18 protein-coding genes are annotated in these 17,254 nt (G+C 58.7%); 12 read left to right on the forward strand and 6 right to left on the reverse strand.

Going from position 1 to position 17,254, the window contains the following annotated elements:
• Positions 1 to 192: 192 nt before the first annotated feature.
• The 3 genes from M0D66_RS17420 to M0D66_RS17430 form a co-directional block, all read right to left on the reverse strand.
• Positions 193 to 477 (reverse strand): DUF4148 domain-containing protein, encoded by a 285-nt coding sequence (locus M0D66_RS17420; protein ID WP_093639982.1) that lies wholly within the window; start codon positions 475 to 477, stop codon positions 193 to 195.
• A 193-nt stretch (positions 478 to 670) separates the two neighbouring features.
• Positions 671 to 1,351, reverse strand: coding sequence for a TetR/AcrR family transcriptional regulator (locus M0D66_RS17425; RefSeq protein WP_211705444.1), 681 nt, complete (start codon positions 1,349 to 1,351; stop codon positions 671 to 673).
• 247 nt (positions 1,352 to 1,598) lie between these two features.
• On the reverse strand, positions 1,599 to 2,606 hold the full coding sequence (locus M0D66_RS17430; protein ID WP_211705446.1) for a zinc-binding alcohol dehydrogenase family protein: 1,008 nt from the start codon (positions 2,604 to 2,606) through the stop codon (positions 1,599 to 1,601).
• Between the two features lie 329 nt (positions 2,607 to 2,935).
• On the opposite strand from M0D66_RS17430, the gene M0D66_RS17435 reads away from it, so the two are divergent.
• The 6 genes from M0D66_RS17435 to M0D66_RS17460 are packed head-to-tail and all read left to right on the forward strand — an operon-like array spanning position 2,936 to position 8,929.
• Complete coding sequence (locus M0D66_RS17435) at positions 2,936 to 3,724, forward strand: enoyl-CoA hydratase/isomerase family protein (protein ID WP_093639991.1); 789 nt, start codon at positions 2,936 to 2,938, stop codon at positions 3,722 to 3,724.
• Positions 3,725 to 3,758: 34 nt separating this feature from the next.
• Positions 3,759 to 5,420 carry an AMP-binding protein gene (locus M0D66_RS17440; RefSeq protein WP_266211097.1) on the forward strand — a complete coding sequence of 554 codons (1,662 nt, stop codon included), beginning with the start codon at positions 3,759 to 3,761 and terminating at the stop codon, positions 5,418 to 5,420.
• 58 nt (positions 5,421 to 5,478) lie between these two features.
• A complete protein-coding gene (locus M0D66_RS17445; protein WP_093639997.1) occupies positions 5,479 to 5,844 on the forward strand; it encodes a VOC family protein in 366 nt (121 codons plus the stop codon).
• 38 nt (positions 5,845 to 5,882) lie between these two features.
• Positions 5,883 to 6,905 (forward strand): LLM class flavin-dependent oxidoreductase, encoded by a 1,023-nt coding sequence (locus tag M0D66_RS17450; protein ID WP_200619084.1) that lies wholly within the window; start codon positions 5,883 to 5,885, stop codon positions 6,903 to 6,905.
• On the forward strand, positions 6,902 to 8,011 hold the full coding sequence (locus tag M0D66_RS17455) for a flavin reductase (protein ID WP_211705450.1): 1,110 nt from the start codon (positions 6,902 to 6,904) through the stop codon (positions 8,009 to 8,011). The genes M0D66_RS17450 and M0D66_RS17455 overlap by 4 nt, the downstream gene beginning before the upstream one ends.
• 51 nt (positions 8,012 to 8,062) lie before the next feature.
• On the forward strand, positions 8,063 to 8,929 hold the full coding sequence (locus tag M0D66_RS17460) for an alpha/beta fold hydrolase (protein WP_093640008.1): 867 nt from the start codon (positions 8,063 to 8,065) through the stop codon (positions 8,927 to 8,929).
• A gap of 7 nt (positions 8,930 to 8,936) precedes the next feature.
• Here M0D66_RS17460 and M0D66_RS17465 read toward each other — a convergent pair whose 3' ends face one another.
• The gene (locus tag M0D66_RS17465; RefSeq protein ID WP_200619081.1) at positions 8,937 to 9,713 is read right to left on the reverse strand and encodes an IclR family transcriptional regulator; all 777 of its coding nucleotides are present in this window, start codon (positions 9,711 to 9,713) and stop codon (positions 8,937 to 8,939) included.
• Between the two features lie 286 nt (positions 9,714 to 9,999).
• On the opposite strand from M0D66_RS17465, the gene M0D66_RS17470 reads away from it, so the two are divergent.
• Both M0D66_RS17470 and M0D66_RS17475 read left to right on the forward strand, forming a co-directional pair.
• On the forward strand, positions 10,000 to 11,091 hold the full coding sequence (locus M0D66_RS17470; protein WP_211705452.1) for a porin: 1,092 nt from the start codon (positions 10,000 to 10,002) through the stop codon (positions 11,089 to 11,091).
• A 165-nt stretch (positions 11,092 to 11,256) separates the two neighbouring features.
• On the forward strand, positions 11,257 to 12,096 hold the full coding sequence (locus tag M0D66_RS17475; protein WP_266211077.1) for an aldo/keto reductase: 840 nt from the start codon (positions 11,257 to 11,259) through the stop codon (positions 12,094 to 12,096).
• 109 nt (positions 12,097 to 12,205) lie between these two features.
• Here the strand turns inward: M0D66_RS17475 and M0D66_RS17480 are convergent, their stop codons facing one another.
• A complete protein-coding gene (locus tag M0D66_RS17480; protein WP_211705455.1) occupies positions 12,206 to 12,559 on the reverse strand; it encodes a hypothetical protein in 354 nt (117 codons plus the stop codon).
• Between M0D66_RS17480 and M0D66_RS17485 the strand changes: the two genes are divergently transcribed.
• From M0D66_RS17485 to M0D66_RS17500, 4 genes are read left to right on the forward strand one after another with little or no spacing between them, the layout of a single operon-like run.
• Positions 12,537 to 13,460, forward strand: a complete 924-nt coding sequence (locus M0D66_RS17485) for an amidohydrolase family protein (RefSeq protein ID WP_211705456.1) — start codon at positions 12,537 to 12,539, stop codon at positions 13,458 to 13,460. The genes M0D66_RS17480 and M0D66_RS17485 overlap by 23 nt on opposite strands.
• 33 nt (positions 13,461 to 13,493) lie before the next feature.
• On the forward strand, positions 13,494 to 14,378 hold the full coding sequence (locus tag M0D66_RS17490; RefSeq protein WP_266211078.1) for an intradiol ring-cleavage dioxygenase: 885 nt from the start codon (positions 13,494 to 13,496) through the stop codon (positions 14,376 to 14,378).
• A gap of 27 nt (positions 14,379 to 14,405) precedes the next feature.
• Positions 14,406 to 15,479, forward strand: a complete 1,074-nt coding sequence (locus M0D66_RS17495; protein WP_211705458.1) for a maleylacetate reductase — start codon at positions 14,406 to 14,408, stop codon at positions 15,477 to 15,479.
• A gap of 38 nt (positions 15,480 to 15,517) precedes the next feature.
• Positions 15,518 to 16,201 carry a TetR/AcrR family transcriptional regulator gene (locus M0D66_RS17500; RefSeq protein ID WP_093640028.1) on the forward strand — a complete coding sequence of 228 codons (684 nt, stop codon included), beginning with the start codon at positions 15,518 to 15,520 and terminating at the stop codon, positions 16,199 to 16,201.
• 74 nt (positions 16,202 to 16,275) lie between these two features.
• Here M0D66_RS17500 and M0D66_RS17505 read toward each other — a convergent pair whose 3' ends face one another.
• Positions 16,276 to 17,193 carry a hydroxymethylglutaryl-CoA lyase gene (locus M0D66_RS17505; RefSeq protein ID WP_211705460.1) on the reverse strand — a complete coding sequence of 306 codons (918 nt, stop codon included), beginning with the start codon at positions 17,191 to 17,193 and terminating at the stop codon, positions 16,276 to 16,278.
• Between the last annotated feature and the right edge of the window lie 61 nt (positions 17,194 to 17,254).

A 17,254-nucleotide genomic window follows, 5' to 3' on the forward strand; every position in this document is an offset into this window, starting at 1 on the left:
ATGCTTAGGCGCATAGCTCCACGGTTGCAACGGATCGTTGCTTTTGGCAGAACGACAAGAATTAATCAACACATCCGAATGATGGCTGGCAGACGCCCATAAAGCAAAGCGGCTGAGGCTTCCCACCAATACCGGTGGAAAGCCTCAGCCGCAAATTACGCGATCTTCGAGAATCGCGCCTTTACATCGATATTACAGACCGCTTGCTGCGCCCGAACGGGACGTTCCGTCAACAGCACCACCGTAGCCCGAAACAGGGGCTTGGGCTGCGGCATTTTGCGCCGCGACTTTTGCTTCAGCTGCCTGGATGTTCTCCGGATAGTGAAGCCAGTCATGCGGGTCGTAGCCGGCTTTCTCGAGCTGAGCCAGCTCCGCACGCACCTGCTCACGGCTTACCGGCTGACTGGACTGGGCGAACGATGCGACGGGTGCTGCAAAAACAGCAGCAATGAGAACCATCCTGGTGAACGACTTCATGGTGACCTACCTCAACGATTGTTTTAGTTGCGCTTCAGAGCAGCTTCGCTGCCAAGGCTGCACGCAGTCTAAAGGGCAAAAATCGTTAGGGTAAGTACTAGTTTTTGAACTCTCTGTTGCTGATGCGGCAACAATCGGCGAACGTCGCCGTTGAGTATGCAAGAGCGGATGATGCGACCTCCACCCTGCGTGCCTACAGCATCACATAGCTCCTGACGATGTGGTCGACCAGGGTCGGCAGACGCTGAGCGACCCGCCGGGAATCGCTGCCTGATCTGGCGTTGCTTGTGGCATTTTCCCAAAGCATCATCAAGGTATCCACCAACGCCTCGGCATCTACTGCATGTGCGGCAATAGCCAGTCGCATCAATAGTGCGCGAAACTCCCGGCCAAGCTTGATACGCGATAGCCTGACAGGATGATCCTCGTCGGAGAACTGTATCGCCGACAATTGCGGCTGCCTGGGTTGATGGCTATCGGAAGCCAGTTCGACGGCGACATCGATAAAGAGCTCGAGCAAGTGCTGGACAGGCTCCTCGCCGGATCGATGTCCAGCTTCCCGCCATTGCGCACGCTGACGATCACAGAGCAGCTCAGCATAAGCTTGTAGAAACGCCTTGCGCGAGCCGAAAATTCGATAGATGTGGCGCTTACTGAGCCGCGTTTGATCGGCGAGCCGATCGAGGTTCAACGACTCGATCGGCTCGCGAAAGAAAAGCGCTGCTGCAGCTTCAAGAATGGTGTTCCGGAGATCGTCCGTTGGAGCCTCCGGAAGTCTGCCGTTCTTTCGACGGATCGCGGACCGCGCCACTCGCAATGAGTCGGGTTCACGTTCATCTTGCTGAGCAAATTCATCCACCAATGCTTTCCACATCGTTTAGCCATCCTCTGTGTCAGCAGCCGAACCGGCATCAAAGATTGTTGCAGCGGTTCTTCCGACAAAGCATTTTTGCGAATCTCGCGTGATCGACGCTGGAAGCATCGGCTCGTAAGCCATGTCGCTCCATGCACGCCTCGTCGCATTACTATACGATTGGAAAATATAATGTCAAGTGTGGTTAACACCCCGCAATCATGACGCGGCGCTGACCAAGCCACGCGGAAACGACACTCGACAATCATTACTGGAAGCCTTCCAGCACGGTCTTCCCGATAGCCTTTCCTGTTTCGATCCGTTCGTGGGCACGGCGAAGATTCGCTGCCGTCAAGGGCCCTTCCAAGTGCGTGAGTGTCGTCTGCAGCAGGCCGGCGTCAACCATCTCCGACACTTCTTTCAGCAAGCGGTGTTGCGCATCCATGTCCGCTGTCTGGAACAGCGACCGGGTAAACATCATCTCCCACGAAATCGTGATGCTCTTCGGCTTGAACGGCGCAATGCTGTCGTCGAAGTTGTCGATCAGCGTGATATGGCCTTGGGGGTTCAACGCACGGGCGAGACTGGGGGCGCTACCGGGCATCGAAGTGATCGCCCCGATATAGTCCACGCCATCGAAGCCGATTGCGCGCAGCGCTTCGTCGATGGGCTTGCTGTGGTCGGCAACGTGCTTCGCGCCGAGCTTCTTCACCCACTCGACAGTTTCGGGCCGGGACGCAGAAGCGATGACAGTGAGGCCCGTGAGGCGGGTCGCCAACTGGATCAGCATGGAGCCAACGCCCCCTGCACCGTTCAGAACGAGCAGCGTGCCGCCAGGTGTGTGCAAGCCACGCGGCACCTTCATGCGGTCGAAGAGCATTTCCCATGCTGTTATCGAAGTGAGGGGCAAGGCCGCCGCCTCGGCGAACGACAACGCGGTGGGCTTGGGCCCGACAATCCGCTCGTCGACGAGATGAAGCTCCGAGTTGGTCCCGGGGCGATCCATTGCACCCGCATAGAAGACCTCATCGCCCGGCCTGAAGAGCGTGACCTCGCTTCCAACCGCGTCGACCACGCCTGCCGCGTCGTAGCCCAACACTCTCGGCAGCGGACTCTCCGAAGGATCCTCCCAGCGACGGCGCTTCACATCTACAGGATTCACCGACACCGCCTTCACGGCGACCCGCAAATCGCGTGGGCCAGGTTCCGGCATCGGAAGTTCGAGCTCGGTCAAAACCTCGACGCCACCCTTTGCTTTATAGCCAATCGCCTTCATTACATTCTCCAATGTCGCCTATGCCGAACTTTTTCGGCTGGGCCGTGCGAAGCACAGGTCAAATCGCTAACGACTGAAATTGCCGATGGTTTGTGGTTTGACCCGTCTGGAATCCTATATCCACAACGGTCGCTCGCCAGTGTCCCGAATGGCAAAGCACCATTGCGCACGGCAGAACGTCATCAGCGAATGGTTGACACGTCTCCACCGGCATCCTAATATACAACAATGCTGCACGCATTCACTATTGTTGAATATATGCAGTGTAGTGCCTGGCAGGAGACATCGAGGTTTTTACGATCGCCATCATTTATTAAGGATTCCTTTCAATGGAAAGCATCTACTTTGAACGTCGTCAGAACGTAGGCCATATCGTGTTGGCCAACCCGCCCTCCAATCTCATCGCGGCTGATTTCGCTGACTGCCTTGAAAAGGCCGTCCGGGAAGCCAGCAAGACCGATATCCGGTCGCTCCTGATCCGTGCGGAAGGCCCCGATTTCAGCAAGGGCGGCGACGTCCTCGATTTCATCGACAAAGATTTCGATGACTGGCGGACGTTCATCTCGCAGATTCACCATACCTATCGGTCAATCGAATCCCTTCAGATCCCGACAGTTGCCGCCGTGCGCGGCGCGGCGTTCGGCGGCGCATTCGAACTCGCTCTTGCTTGCGACTTCATCGTCGCGGCGGAGAACGCTACCTTCCGTTGCATTGAAGCGTCCGTTGGCTCGGCGCCTGTCGCTGGCGGCGTGCAGCGCCTCGCGGAAAGAGCGGGTCGTGCGTATGCCGCGCGCTACGCGATGCTGAGCGAACCCATGTCCGGCGCGACCGCCGGTCGGCTCGGCGTTGCCGCCTTCGTCGTCGGCGAAGATGAGGTCGAAAACGTTGCCGACAATCTCGCCATCAAGCTTGCGAACGGCCCTACGCGCTCGTATGGCGCCATTCGGGCCCTTCTCAAGGCATGGTCAGGCGGCGGCGTGCCCGGTGCGGACTCGCTGATCCTCGACCTCACCATGGGGCTGCACATGACGGAAGACGCCAGGAAAGGGCGAACTGCGCGTGCAGAAGCCTTCGCTCGAGGCGAAGAACCGACTCCGGTCGTATTTGTCGGCAAATAAGCCGTTTGTCAGGCGCATTGCACGGAAGAGTCCGATGAACACACTTTCATATCAGCGCGGAACACGTTCCCCACAGCTGATCGACAAAACCATTGGCGATTCATTTGACGAGATCGCCAGCAAGATGGGTGAGCACGTCGCGGTAATCAGCCGGCATGAAGGAGTGCAGCTAAGCTACGGCGAACTTCGCGAAAAGTCGGATCGGCTTGCGGCCGCGCTTCTCGAGTCCGGACTCAAGCCGGGCGAGCGGATCGGAATCTGGTCCCACACGAACCTCGCCTGGCTGCTACTGCAGTTGGCCACGGCGAAGGCCGGGTTGATACTCGTCAACATCAACCCGGCCTATCGGACCTCTGAGCTGGAGCATGCGCTTAACCTCGTGGGGTGCAAAGCCATCGTGACGATGGTCCGATACCGGTCGAGCGAGTATCTGAACATGTTGCGGGAGCTGGGAAAGGCCCGGCTTCCGAGCCTTGAGACGATCTGGTGGATCGACGATGCGGACTGTCCGGATGAAGCCGGCGCGCAACGCTTCTCCGACCTGCTCCGCTCCGGCGATGCAAACAGCGCAAAGCTTCAGGACGTACGCCGCGCCGTGCGCCCGGACGATGCCGTCAACATCCAGTTCACCAGCGGGACAACAGGGCTTCCCAAGGCCGCTACGCTGAGTCATCGCAACATCCTGAACAACGGCTTCTTCGTGGGCGAGTGCATGAAGCTCACTCACGTGGATCGAGTCTGCGTTCCGGTTCCGATGTACCACTGCTTCGGCATGGTGATGGGGAATCTGGCTTGCCTGACCCATGGCTCGACGATCGTCTACCCCGCCGAGCGCTTCGACGCTGAAGCCGTTCTGGACACCGTCCAGGCAGAAAAATGCACGGCGCTGTACGGCGTACCGACCATGTTCATTGCGGCCCTCAATCACCCGCGCTTTGCAGAGTTCGATATGAGCAGTCTACGCACCGGCATCATGGCTGGTTCGCCTTGCCCTATCGAGATCATGAAGCGGGTTGTCGGCGAAATGCATTTGCCCGAGATCACGATCGCATACGGCATGACGGAAACGAGCCCTGTGAGCTGCCAAAGCATGACGGATACGCCAGTCGAGCGGCGGGTATCCACGGTAGGCCAGGTGTTGCCTCACCTCGACGTAAAGATTATCGACCCGCTCACCGGCCAGACTGTGGAGCGCGGCCAGACCGGCGAACTCTGCACCCGCGGCTACTCGGTCATGCTCGGCTACTGGAACCAACCCGATCGGACGCGCGACGCAATCGACGCCGAAGGCTGGGTGCATTCGGGCGATCTCGCCACGATGGATCCGGATGGCTACGTCAACATCGTCGGGCGCATCAAGGATATGGTCATCCGCGGCGGTGAAAGCCTTTATCCCCGCGAGATTGAAGAGTTTCTGTATTCCTGCCCGGGCGTGCTTGATGTGCAGGTGGTCGGCGTACCGGACCAGCACTTCGGCGAAGAACTCTGCGCGTGGATCGTCGTCAGGCCGGAGTCGGTTCTCGACGACGAAGCAGTCCGCGAATTTTGCAAGGGCCGGATAGCGCATTACAAGGTGCCCAAATACATCCGCTTTGTCGACTCGTTTCCGACCACCGTGACGGGAAAAATCCAGAAGTACGTGATTCGGCAAATCATGAGTGAAGAACTCGGACTGGAAGAACAGCACACAGCGTGATACGCCTTGACAACGAGGTCACATCAATCCCGCTACAACCATTTACCGGAGTGCCGCCATGGCAGAAGTTGACGTACAAACCATCTACTTCGTCGCGAAGGATATGGTCAGGCTGGAAGATTTCTATGCGTCGGCGCTGGGGATGCCTGTCCAGTTTCGCGACGAGAACAAGTGGACTCAATTTCGTCTGCAGCGCAGCGCGTTTGCACTGAGTTCGGCGGAGGAAGCGGCAGAGGGAGCCGTTGGGGCCGTCCCCGTCTTCCAGGTCGCCGGTGAGGCACAGGACGAGGTCCGGCAGAAGATCCTGTCCGCAGGCGGCCGGCAACTCGCGCAGCGCGACATGGGCACACACGGCATCGTAACCACCTACCAGGATCCGGAAGAGAACATCTTTCAGGTATTCAGCAAATCTTCGACCCGTTAAGTCAGAAGATCACACACTTCGCACTTACTGGAAAAATCATGAAATTCGGTATATTCGACCAGAACGATCGCAATGGACTGCCTATTCATAAGCAGTACGAAGACAGGATGCAGATTATCGAGCTTTACGACAGGCTCGGCTTCCATGCCTATCACATGTCGGAACACCACGCGACCACGCTAAGCGCTTGCCCGTCGCAAAGCGTGTTTCTTGCCGCTGCCGCACAGCGCACCAAGAGACTGCGCCTGTCACCGCTCGTCTACATTCTCCCGATCCACCACCCGGTCCGTCTCGCTGAAGAAATCTGCATGCTCGACAATCTGAGCGGCGGCCGCCTGGAGTATGGCGTGGGCCGCGGCGCCTCGCCTCACGAAATCGAGGCGCTCGGTATCGATCCGGCCACGGCCCAGGCGAGGTACGTCGAGTCGTATGAAATCATCAAGCGGTATTTGAGTTCGGATACGCTCGACTATCAGGGAACGTTCTGGCAATTCAACGACATGCCGATCGAACTCAAACCGCTGCAGACGCCTCCTCCCACCTGGTACGCGCTGGCATCGCCGGAGTCGACGGTATGGCCGGCCCAGGAGAAGATGAACATCGTGTGTGGCGGCCCGGTTCAGCGAGTCAGAGCCATCACCGATCGATATCGCGAAGAATTCGCCAGGCGGCACCCGTCCGCCGCGGAGCCGCTCATCGGTGTGAATCGCTACATCGTGGTCGCTGAAACGGACCAGGAGGCGATGAAAATCGCTTCGCGAGCATGGTCGGTTTTCCATCCGAACTTTTTCAAGCTCTGGAAAAAGCACGGGACGGAACCGGTCAACCAGAAGCTTCCGCCGACGATCGAGCCGCTCGTGGAATCGGGTCTGGCCGTTGTGGGCCGACCGGAGACCGTGCGCGAAAAGCTGCTGGAGCAGGCACACGAAGGGGCATTCAACTACCTCATCGGAACATTCACGTTCGGAGACATGTCCGTCTCCGAAGCGAAGACATCGATCGGCCTGTTTCACGAGTCCGTCATGCCGGCGTTCAGCGAGTCGCAAAAGGTTCTGTCATGAGCGGAAGCATTTCGTTAGACGAGGAGCGTCCTGCCGTCAGGACGTTCGGAAAGCGTCAGTTGAGAGACGTGCTCGGGTCCTTCGTCACCGGCGTCACCGTGGTCACCACGCTCGATGGCGAGGGGAAAATGCATGGCCTTACCGCCAATTCGTTTTCCTCGGTCTCGCTGGATCCGCCTCTCGTCCTGTGGAGCCAGGCGACCTCTGCGGGAAGCCACACCGCGTTCAGGGATGCCGGGCGATTCACTATCAACATCCTCGCTGAACATCAATACGAGCTCGCCAATCACTTTGCGACCCGGTCGCCGGACAAATTCGCCGGCATCGACTATGACCTTGGGGTCGACGGACTGCCGCTACTGCGCGATTGCAGCGCATGGCTGGAGTGCAAGGTGGTCTCGCGCTTTCCGGGCGGCGACCACGTGATTTTTGTCGGGTCGGTGGAATGCATACGCCAGAGCACGCGTCGGCCGCTGGTATTCGGCGGTGGACAGTATCTGGTTGCTGACCCACACGACCTCGGCCGCGCGCCGGTCGGAACTGCGGGCACGATGAAATCGCAACCACATGCTGTCCGACTGGCCAGCCGCGCGATGTTGCGGCTCGCACATACGCTCGACAAGACACTTGCACTCGTAGCGTGGGGCAATCACGGTCCCACGGTGATCGCATGGCAAGCCGCAACCACGCCTGTGGCCGCCGATCTGCCGCTTGGGCTTGTATTGCCGGTGACTTCTTCCGCTTCGGGCCTGGCGCTGGCGGCGTTCCTTCCGCCCGAAGCCGTCGATCGATTTGTGCCAGCGGAACTGCGTGACAACGCACGGCAAGCGTCTGGCGAAGTGCTCCCCACTGCGGAATCGCTCGTAAGCGTACTTGAATCCGTCAGGGTCTCGCAGGTTGCGACGAGGCGCCCCGCTCCGTTCTACGACGACCGTATGCTCGCCAACGCCATCAGCGTGCCCATTCTTTCCCCGAGTGGAATGGCCGTGCTGGCACTGACGGCGATAGGCCCAGCCGAGCATTTCGATGCCGCGGCCGACGGCCATTGCGCAGAAGCCCTCAAAGCCGCCGCGTATGAGATCTCCGCTGCATTGCGAGAAGCGTGAGTTGGCATTCGCCCAAGTTAAAGCGACTGACATATAGGCCAGACTTCAACCATGACTGAAACAGATAGCCACCTACTCGAATCCTCGCTGCCCGCTGTCGAACAGGCACGAGTGAATCTCCCCACACTCGGCGACAAGCGGGTCATCACGTATCGCACTGCTGGCGACGAGCGCGCGCCGGCCATCGTGCTGCTGCATGGTATTGGTTCGAGCTCGGCGGGATATCGCGCTCAGCTTGCCGCACTGAGCAGCAGCCATCGGGTGATTGCCTGGGACGCCCCTGGCTATGGACAAAGCAGCCCCTTTGCGATCAGCACGCCGGCCGCCACGGATTACGCGGATGCGCTCATGGCCTTGCTGTCTGCGCTCGGTATAGCGCGTGCAACCGTCGTAGGCAGTTCGTGGGGTAGCGTCATCGCCGCAACGTTTGCGGCACGGTACCCGTCGGCTACGCACGCCCTTGTATTGAGCGCACCCAATGTTGCGCGAGGACATCTATCCGGTGCGGAGCGCGAGGCGGCACGAGAAGTTCTGATGCGAAGCGCGGCGGCACAATCGCCCGAGGCACGCGCCGCCGTGGTCAATGCGCTGATCGCGCCGAACGCAAGCCCCCTGGTTCGCGCGGTCGTATCCCGGCTAAGAGACGGGGTGACCCCGACCGGCTGGGAACACGCCGTAGACATGCTCTTCTCTGCGCATACACCATCCATTGTCCGTTCGATCGAGGCGCCGATCTCCATCATTGTCGGCAGCCTGGACCGCGTCGCCCCGGCTGACGAGCATGCGCGGCCGATTCACGAGGCGGCCAATGGTTCGACACTCCTCGTGCTCGATGGAATTGGCCATATGCCGAAGATTGAAGCGCCGGAGGCGTTCAATTCCATTGTGTTGGCAGCGGCGGAAGCCGGGACAGACTGAGGGGCTTCTACCCGATTTTCTTGGGGACCTTGCCGCCCAGTGCAGCCGTAGCGCGAACCGCGCTATCGAGTAGCGCCTTGATCTCTTTACCGTCAACGTCCGTGTTCAGCGTTGCAGGCGATCCGATGAGACTGATGGCAAATCGGAGATCGCCGTCCCTGTCCCAGATAGGGGCCGCGACAGACACGTAACCCATTTCCCCGCGATGAACCGTTGTGAAGCCACAGTTGCGCAATTCAGCGATCGCTTCTTCCCGCAAGGAAGCCGCAGTCAATTCCTGTCCCGCAGACAGTTCGTGGCTGATGAGATCGTCGGTACGTGCAGCCTGAAGGCAGGCAATGAACAGCTTTCCCGCAGCAGTCGTGACCAGCGGAATCAGGCCTGTTCTCAGCTCGAGAATGCTGCGCGTCTGCCCCTCCTGCTTGAAGAGACTCACCGGTCCATCTTCGGTCCATGCGGTGACAGCCGCGCCGCTCAGCGTTGCTTCCCGCAAAGCGACCACCTCCCGACGCACGATATCGAATCCGTCAAGTTGATTGATCGCGCTCATACCCAAAGCAAGCGAGGCCGGCCCGAGCTTGTAGCACCCCGGTTTTTCGTCCGGCGACGCAAGCCCGGTTCGCACCAGACTAATCATGTAGTTGCTCGTCGCGCTTGGCGACAGTTCGGATAGCGCAGCAATTTCCTTGAGCGGGAGTGCTCGCTCACTCGTCTGCAACGCCGAAAGGATTCGAAACGCAATCTCGACAGACTGAATGCCGCGCCTCGCAGTCACATTGGTCATTTTTCAACCGTATGGAAGTGATAAAAAATCGCCGCCCCGGGTTTCCACGGACGGCCGTCATGTTGACACGCCTTAGGCGTGGCTTCTATAGTGTTCAACATAGATTATGTCATTCATTATTGTTGAACGCAACACCAGCAAGTTAAGGCGATCGGAGCCAAGCGAGCAGTCGGAACAAAACGTTTGACTCTTTAGCATCTCATTTCATCAGTAGTACATATTTCATACGCTCCCCTTTATTCAAATAACTTCTTCGGAAGAGCAACAACCGGTTCGGAGACAAGGCATGGCAATTTATGGACGTACGATGGCAGGTGCGATTGCCGCACTTTCTGTGATCAGTGCCGCCAACGCGCAATCCAGCGTTACCTTATATGGAATTGCGGACACGGCAGTGCAGTACATCAGCAACGTCGGAGGACACGCGCTAATCCAGGAGGGAAACACGCACGCACCCGACATTTTCGGCTTGAAGGGCGTTGAAGATCTCGGCGGCGGGCTGCGCACCATCTTCGATCTTCAGAACGAGTACCTGCTAAACAATGGCCGGGAACTGGTTCCTGGGACCTTATTCAACAGAAAGTCGTATGTTGGACTGCAATCGGACAGCTATGGGACGTTGACGCTCGGTCACCAACCCAGCTTCATGTACGACATTCTGTCCAGCTATCAAACGCCCTTCCTCCTCGGCAACATTCTCACGCTTCATCAAGGCAATCTGGATGAAATTGCCAACTTCTTCCAGTTCAACAATGCAGTGAAATATGTGAGTCCGACCATTGGCGGGTTCTCCTCGGGGGCGGAATTTGCCTTTGGCAATGTGGCCGGCAATTTCAGCGAGAGCAGAGACTACTCTTTCTTTGTCCAGTACAAGGCAGGGCCGCTGAGTCTGGCCGCCACGTATGCGAACGAGAACAACCGCTTTCTGGAGCTTTCCAGTTTTATCGGTCTGCCGTCGCTCTTTGGAACGTCACTGCCTCAGGCCGAAGGCGTTGTCGCCAACAAGCTCGTCAATTGGGGGCTCGGCGCATCGTATCAGTTGAAAAATGTGCTGCTACACGCCACGTTTACGCAGTCGCGCATCACATTGGCGACTGGCCGCGGTAACGCCAACACCGTCGATGCCGGTGCGAACTGGACCATCGTGCCCGACGATGTCCTCTCGGTCGGCGGATGGGTGGAAAATCTCGACGGCGGAAACTGGAAGACCATTACCGTCTCGAATGCTTACCTCCTGTCGAAACGAACTACCGTCTACCAGCAGGTGACTTACCAACACGCGTCAGGCGCCAATGGCTTCGCTTCGCTCGCGGCCGCAGGCGTGGCATCCGGCCGGTCCACCACCGGCGTCTCGATTGGTATTCAGCACAACTTCTAGCGGTGCAACTGCCGTATGTATATCGCCTCTAACGATAGGTTGCATCGAAATGTATAGGCTTCTTTCAGGGCATGGAATCACGTACCTTTCCTTTCACGAGATCACACGCCGAGGGGCGGTTTTGTCCAAGACCGCCGCCTTTGCACCTAGTCTATGAGGAATAGCATGCAGAACGTCCATGCCGGTAACGCGGCGATTCCGGCCATAGGCTTCGGCACCTACGGGATGACTGGCGACGACATCTATCGAATGATTCCTGAAGCCCTTCGTGCCGGCTTCCGTCATATCGACACCGGGCAAATCTACCGTAACGAGGCAGAAATCGGCGACTGCGTCGCCGCATCCGGCATCCCAAGAAGCGACATATTTCTGACGACCAAGGTCTGGGTGAGCAACTACTCAGCAAGGCACTTCGATGCGTCCGTCAACGAAAGCCTACGCAAGCTCAAGACCGACTACATCGACCTGCTCCTGCTGCACTGGCCGGGAGGATCGGATGTGCCTCTCGCCGAACAGATCGGGGAGCTCAATGCGGTCGTGCGTGCCGGCAAGGTCCGGCACATTGGCGTCAGCAACTTCAACCGCGCACAGATGGCGGAAGCGATCCGGCTCTCAGCAGCGCCATTGGTCACGAATCAGTTCGAATACCATCCGTATCTGAACCAGTCCTTGCTTATCGAAAGCACGCGCGAGACCGGGCTTGCCGTGACAGGATATTGCGGCATGGCGGTTGGCCGAGTGTTCTCGGACCCAACGCTCAAGGAGATCGCCGCTCGTCATGACAAAACCATCGCCCAGATCGTCTTGCGGTGGCTTGTTCAACAGCGCGGCGTTGTGGCGCTTTCGAGAACCACGCGGATCGATCGATTGGCACAAAACCTGGCGGTGTTCGACTTCGAGTTAGATGACGCGGACATGGCCGCAATTCACGCATTGGCGACGGCAAACAGCCGGATTGTCGATCCGCCCGGTCTTGCCCCGCGGTGGGATAGCACGGGCGTCTGAGCATCCGGTCTTTGGCGTGATACCGGAAACGAAACAACGGCATCAATCAAGGTCGGCGCGCAGCGGTGACTGTGCAGTGCACAGGTGGCGCCAGCGGAGCCGATCTTCTTCACGTCGCCCTCTTCATCATTTTGGCTTCCTGATCGACATCGGCCCAACGAAACCCGCAATGGGTTGATTCGCGAGTCGATAGTATGGCCGCAACCTTCACGCGTGCATCTCCTGAATTGCAACGCATCATTGCGCCTGATGAAACGTTGAAACCCCGTTCAGGCCGCACCGGCGCATGTGACATCACATCAATCCAACCGGAAACATGCTCGCGATTGCATTGCTCACTAAACTTTGCAAACGTAAAAAATAACGTATAAGATGAATCCAAGCCGAGGAGGGAATGCCCCCGCCCGATGCTAAAGAATTCTTCATAGGAGACAACGGCCATGCCGAAGAGAAAAATTGACACGCACCAACATTTCCTGCCGAAGCTCTACGTGGACGCGGTTGGGCTGGACTTGCTGAATGCGGCGATGCCAGGCGGCGTGGCCCCAACCTGGTCCGTCGAGGCAGCCCTCGCGATGATGGATGAAAACGGAATCGACGAGGGCATCCTGTCCATCTCCTCCGGCCCCACGCTTCCGGATGCGGCCACACTGCTGAGAAAATGCAACGACCTCGCAGCGGAACTCAGAGCCCGGCATCCCGGACGGTTCGGCTCATTTGCAAGCTTGCCGCTGCCCGACGTTGACGCCGCTCTGAAGGAAGTCAGCTATTGCCTTGACGTGCTGAAGGTGGACGGTTTCATTGCCTTTACGAACTACAACGGGCTGTATCTGGGGGACGAGCATTTCACGCCGCTGTGGGAAGAACTGAACCGGCGCGGGACCGTGGTTTTCATTCACCCCAATCAGCCGCCTCACGAAATACCACCGGTCGCTCCGGCGTCCGTGCTCGAGTATCCTTTCGAAACGACACGTACAGCCACCAGCCTGATCATGTCAGGGGCGATGAGCCGCTTCAGGAACATCCGGTTTATTCTCTCGCATGCTGGCGGGACCCTGCCGTTTCTCGTCCCTCGCATCGCCCTCTCCATTTCCATGATGCCCGCCGTGGCCGAGCGCGTGGGCGACACGTTAGCGGCGGTCAGATCTTTCTACTTCGACACAGCGCTTTCCGCCGGCAACGCGCCTCTCAGTGCGCTGACGCAAGTGGCCGACCCCGATCACATTCTCTTCGGGACCGACTTCCCGTTCGCACCGACAAGCGCAATCCGGCAGTTCGGGAATGTGCTCGATAATATCCAGATCCCCGGCATCGAGTTGGACAAGGTCTACGGAGACAATGCTGCCCGGTTGCTTGGGCGCTAACGGGTTTGCCAACGCGGAGCTCAAGGAAAGACGATGCGTAATATCAACGAAGAGACCATCACCCAGGCGGTGCTTGCGGCAATGGCCGGCTGTAACAACGACAGGCTGCGCACGGTAATGACCAGCCTTGTCCAGCATTTGCATTCGTTCGCAAGAGACGTGAAGTTGAGCGAGAGTGAATGGGCATACGCCATCAGCTTCCTCACCGAGGTCGGCCATATCACGGACGAAAAACGCCAGGAGTTCGTCCTTCTGTCCGACACGCTCGGTTTGTCGATGCTGGTTACGACGCAGAACAACCGCAAGCCGGCCGAATGCACGGAAGCAACCGTTCTTGGCCCCTTCTTTGTTGCCGGCGCCCCCGAGTACAGGAACGGTGACGATATCTCGAACGGTGCGGCGGGTCTCCCCTGCTTTGTTGCCGGCCGCGTTCGGGGTCTTTCCGGAGAACCTGTAGCCGGCGCAGCGATCGAAGTCTGGCAATCCGATGAAGACGGGTACTACGACGTGCAGTACGGAGACTCGCAGGATCCAAACGTGGAGTTTCAAGCGCGTGGTCGTTTGCAGACGCTGCCAGACGGGCTCTTTCATTTCCGCTCGATTCTCGCCGAGGCCTATCCCATTCCGCACGACGGCCCGGTTGGCCGAATGCTCGATGCGCTCGGACGCCATCCGTGGCGCCCAGCCCATCTGCACTTCTGGATCACGGCGCCAGGGTACGAGCCGTTGATTACGCACGTGTTCAGGAACGGGGACAAGTATCTCGACTCGGACGCCGTATTCGGCGTGCGCTCGACGTTGATCGTCGACTGGGTCGAGCACTCGCCGGGTATTGCGCCGGACGGCACGGCGATGGACACCCCGTTTTATACGCTCGATTACGACTTCGTTCTCAACCCTGCGGCACGCGGGTCATGAACGGGCACATTCTCGCCGGAACCCGCCATGTCACCATCTGAATTCGTCTATAACGGGCGCGGCACGCGTGTCGTCTTCGGGTGTGGCTCACGCAGCCACATCGAACGCGAATTGCACACGCTGCAAGTACGCCGCGCTCTGGTTCTGTGTAGTCACGAGCAACGCACATTGGGTGTATCGGTTGCCGATCAGTTGGGTGTACTCGCAGCGGGTGTCTTTGATCGAGCTGCCATGCACGTACCGGTCGAACTGGTCACGGAGGTACGCACGGTTGCCACGTCGCTGGATGCCGACTGCCTCATCGCCGTGGGCGGCGGCTCCGCAATCGGCCTCGCGAAGGGCCTTGCTCTCGAGACAGGTCTGCCCATTCTCGCCGTGCCGACCACTTACGCCGGCAGTGAGATGACGCCCATTTTCGGGTTGACCGAATCGGGCCTGAAACGGACCGGCACCGATCTGCGCGTATTACCGAAGACGGTTGTCTACGATCCGGACCTGACCCTGACGCTGCCGGTCAGCATGTCCGTAACCAGCGGCATCAACGCAATCGCACACGCGGCAGAAGGTCTGTATTCACGCGATGCCAATCCGCTTACCAGCCTGATGGCCGAAGAAGGCATCGCAGCGCTCGCGCGCAGCTTACCCAAAATCGTCGCACAGCCGAACGACCCATCCGCACGCGCCGATGCGCTTTATGGCGCCTGGCTTTGCGGCGCCGTGCTCGGAAGCGTCGGCATGGCATTGCACCACAAGCTATGTCATACGCTCGGCGGCAGTTTCAATCTGCCGCATGCGCCCACCCATACCATCGTGCTGCCGCACGCCCTGGCGTACAACGCAGGCGCAGTGCCGGATGCGATGGAACGGATCGCACGGGCGCTCGGCCACGACAGCGCGGCGCAAGGTCTGTACGAACTCGCGCGCGCAAACGGTGCGCCCGTTGCACTCAAGGAGATCGGCATGCGCGAAGAGCAACTCGACCAGGCCGCCGACATTGCTTGCAACAACGCCTACTGGAATCCCCGTCCGCTAGAACGCGAAGCAATTCGCGCTTTACTGCAGCGGGCATTCGACGGTAGCGCACCCATTGATGGCTTGTAGAACGAGTTTCCTTTCAACGTGTCGCAAGGTATTCGCACATGGCGTCACCTACCCTTCCAGAGGCAAGAGATATCCGGGCACGCCGCCCGGTTGAACTGAAGCGTACTGAACAGTTGCGCGCGCAGGAAACGCGTTCGGCCATCCTGAATGCGGCTCTTACGGAATTTTCATCGAAGGGTTTCGAGGCCGCGAGCATTCGTAGCATTGCAGACCGGATTGGGATGCAACATCCGCTCGTTACCTACCACTTTCGTTCCAAAGAAATTCTGTGGCAGGCGGTGGCCGAATATGTATTCGAGCGCGTCCGGCAAGAACGCGATGCAAGTCTGTCCGGCTTCGGTCCGGCTAGCGCAGTCGATCGGCTCAAGCTGGCATATAGGGCGCTATTTCGCTTCACGGTAGCGTTTCCCGAGTTCCACCGTTTCATACTTCAGGAATCGCTAGGTTCCAGCTCGCGGCTGCAATGGCTCGCCGATGCTTTTCTGAAACCGTTAATCGGCTGGTTGCTACCGCAAATCCGCGCCGCCCAGGAGGAACACGCGTTACCCAACGTCGAGCCTATTGTTTTCCACTACATGCTGATTAGTCTGACGTCGACCCTCTCGGGCTTCGGTCCGGAATTTTCGGCGACCAGTGATCTATCACCATCCGATCCGGCGCTGGCCGAAGAATATTGGCGCACTGTCGAGCAGCTCGTGTTTGGAGCATTTGCATCACGCTAGAGGGCGCCGCATCCCGCAACGCGGTATTTGCCGACGCCCGCGCTAAACGGTCGATCTCCGCTGAGACAACAACATCAGTTGAGTGCCTTGCGCGCCATCAGTGCCTTACCCGCGCGTGCGCCATTCTCCCGGCCCATTTGCTGACTCACCCAATCGCCAATCGAAACGACGGCGTCTAGGTCAATGCCCGTTTCGATGCCGAGACCGTTCAGCAGGTAAAGCAGATCTTCGGTAGCAACATTGCCGGTGGCGCCTTTGGCATAGGGGCAACCGCCCAGTCCACCAACAGACGCGTGGAACGTTGTCATTCCAACCTGAAGGGCGCCGAAGATATTGGCCAACGCCTGTCCATAGGTATCGTGAAAGTGACCAGCGAGACTCGCCAACGGAAACTCCCTGGAAGCGGCCTCAACCACTCGCTGAACCTGGCGCGCCGTACCCACCCCGATGGTGTCGGCGATATCGATTTCGTCACACCCCAGATCGCGAAAACGCCTGACCATATCGACGACGGCATCAACACTCACCGCCCCCTGGTACGGGCATCCGAACGAGCATGAAATGCTGGCGCGCAATCGCAATCCCGTCTCTTTCGCCGCACGCGCAACCGGCGCAAATCGTTCGAGCGACTCCGCGACAGAACAATTGATGTTGCGAATGGAAAACGCTTCGCTCGCGGCGCCGAAAATGACGACCTCGTCGACCTTACTCTCAATCGCGGCCTCGAGCCCTCTCATGTTGGGTGTCAGCGCGGCATACGAGACCCCCGCTGCGCGATCGATCCCAGCCAAAACTTCCGCACCGTCGGCCATTTGCGGAATCCATTTTGGCGAGACGAAGGACGCCGCTTCGATTCGTTGTACGCCGGCGCCAACGAGCCGATTGACCAGTTCAATCTTGGTGTCCGTTGGGATGAACGTGCTTTCCGCCTGCAGACCGTCTCTAGGCCCGACTTCGACAACGTGTACGCGCTTTGGAAGGCCGCTATTCATGCCCTCTCTCCAACGTTCCTGCTGATTCATTGAAAACTCCATTTCGTGGCGAGGGTCGCCT

Origin of the sequence: Paraburkholderia sp. SECH2, from assembly GCF_030464795.1 — a bacterium.
Taxonomy (GTDB): domain Bacteria; phylum Pseudomonadota; class Gammaproteobacteria; order Burkholderiales; family Burkholderiaceae; genus Paraburkholderia; species Paraburkholderia aspalathi.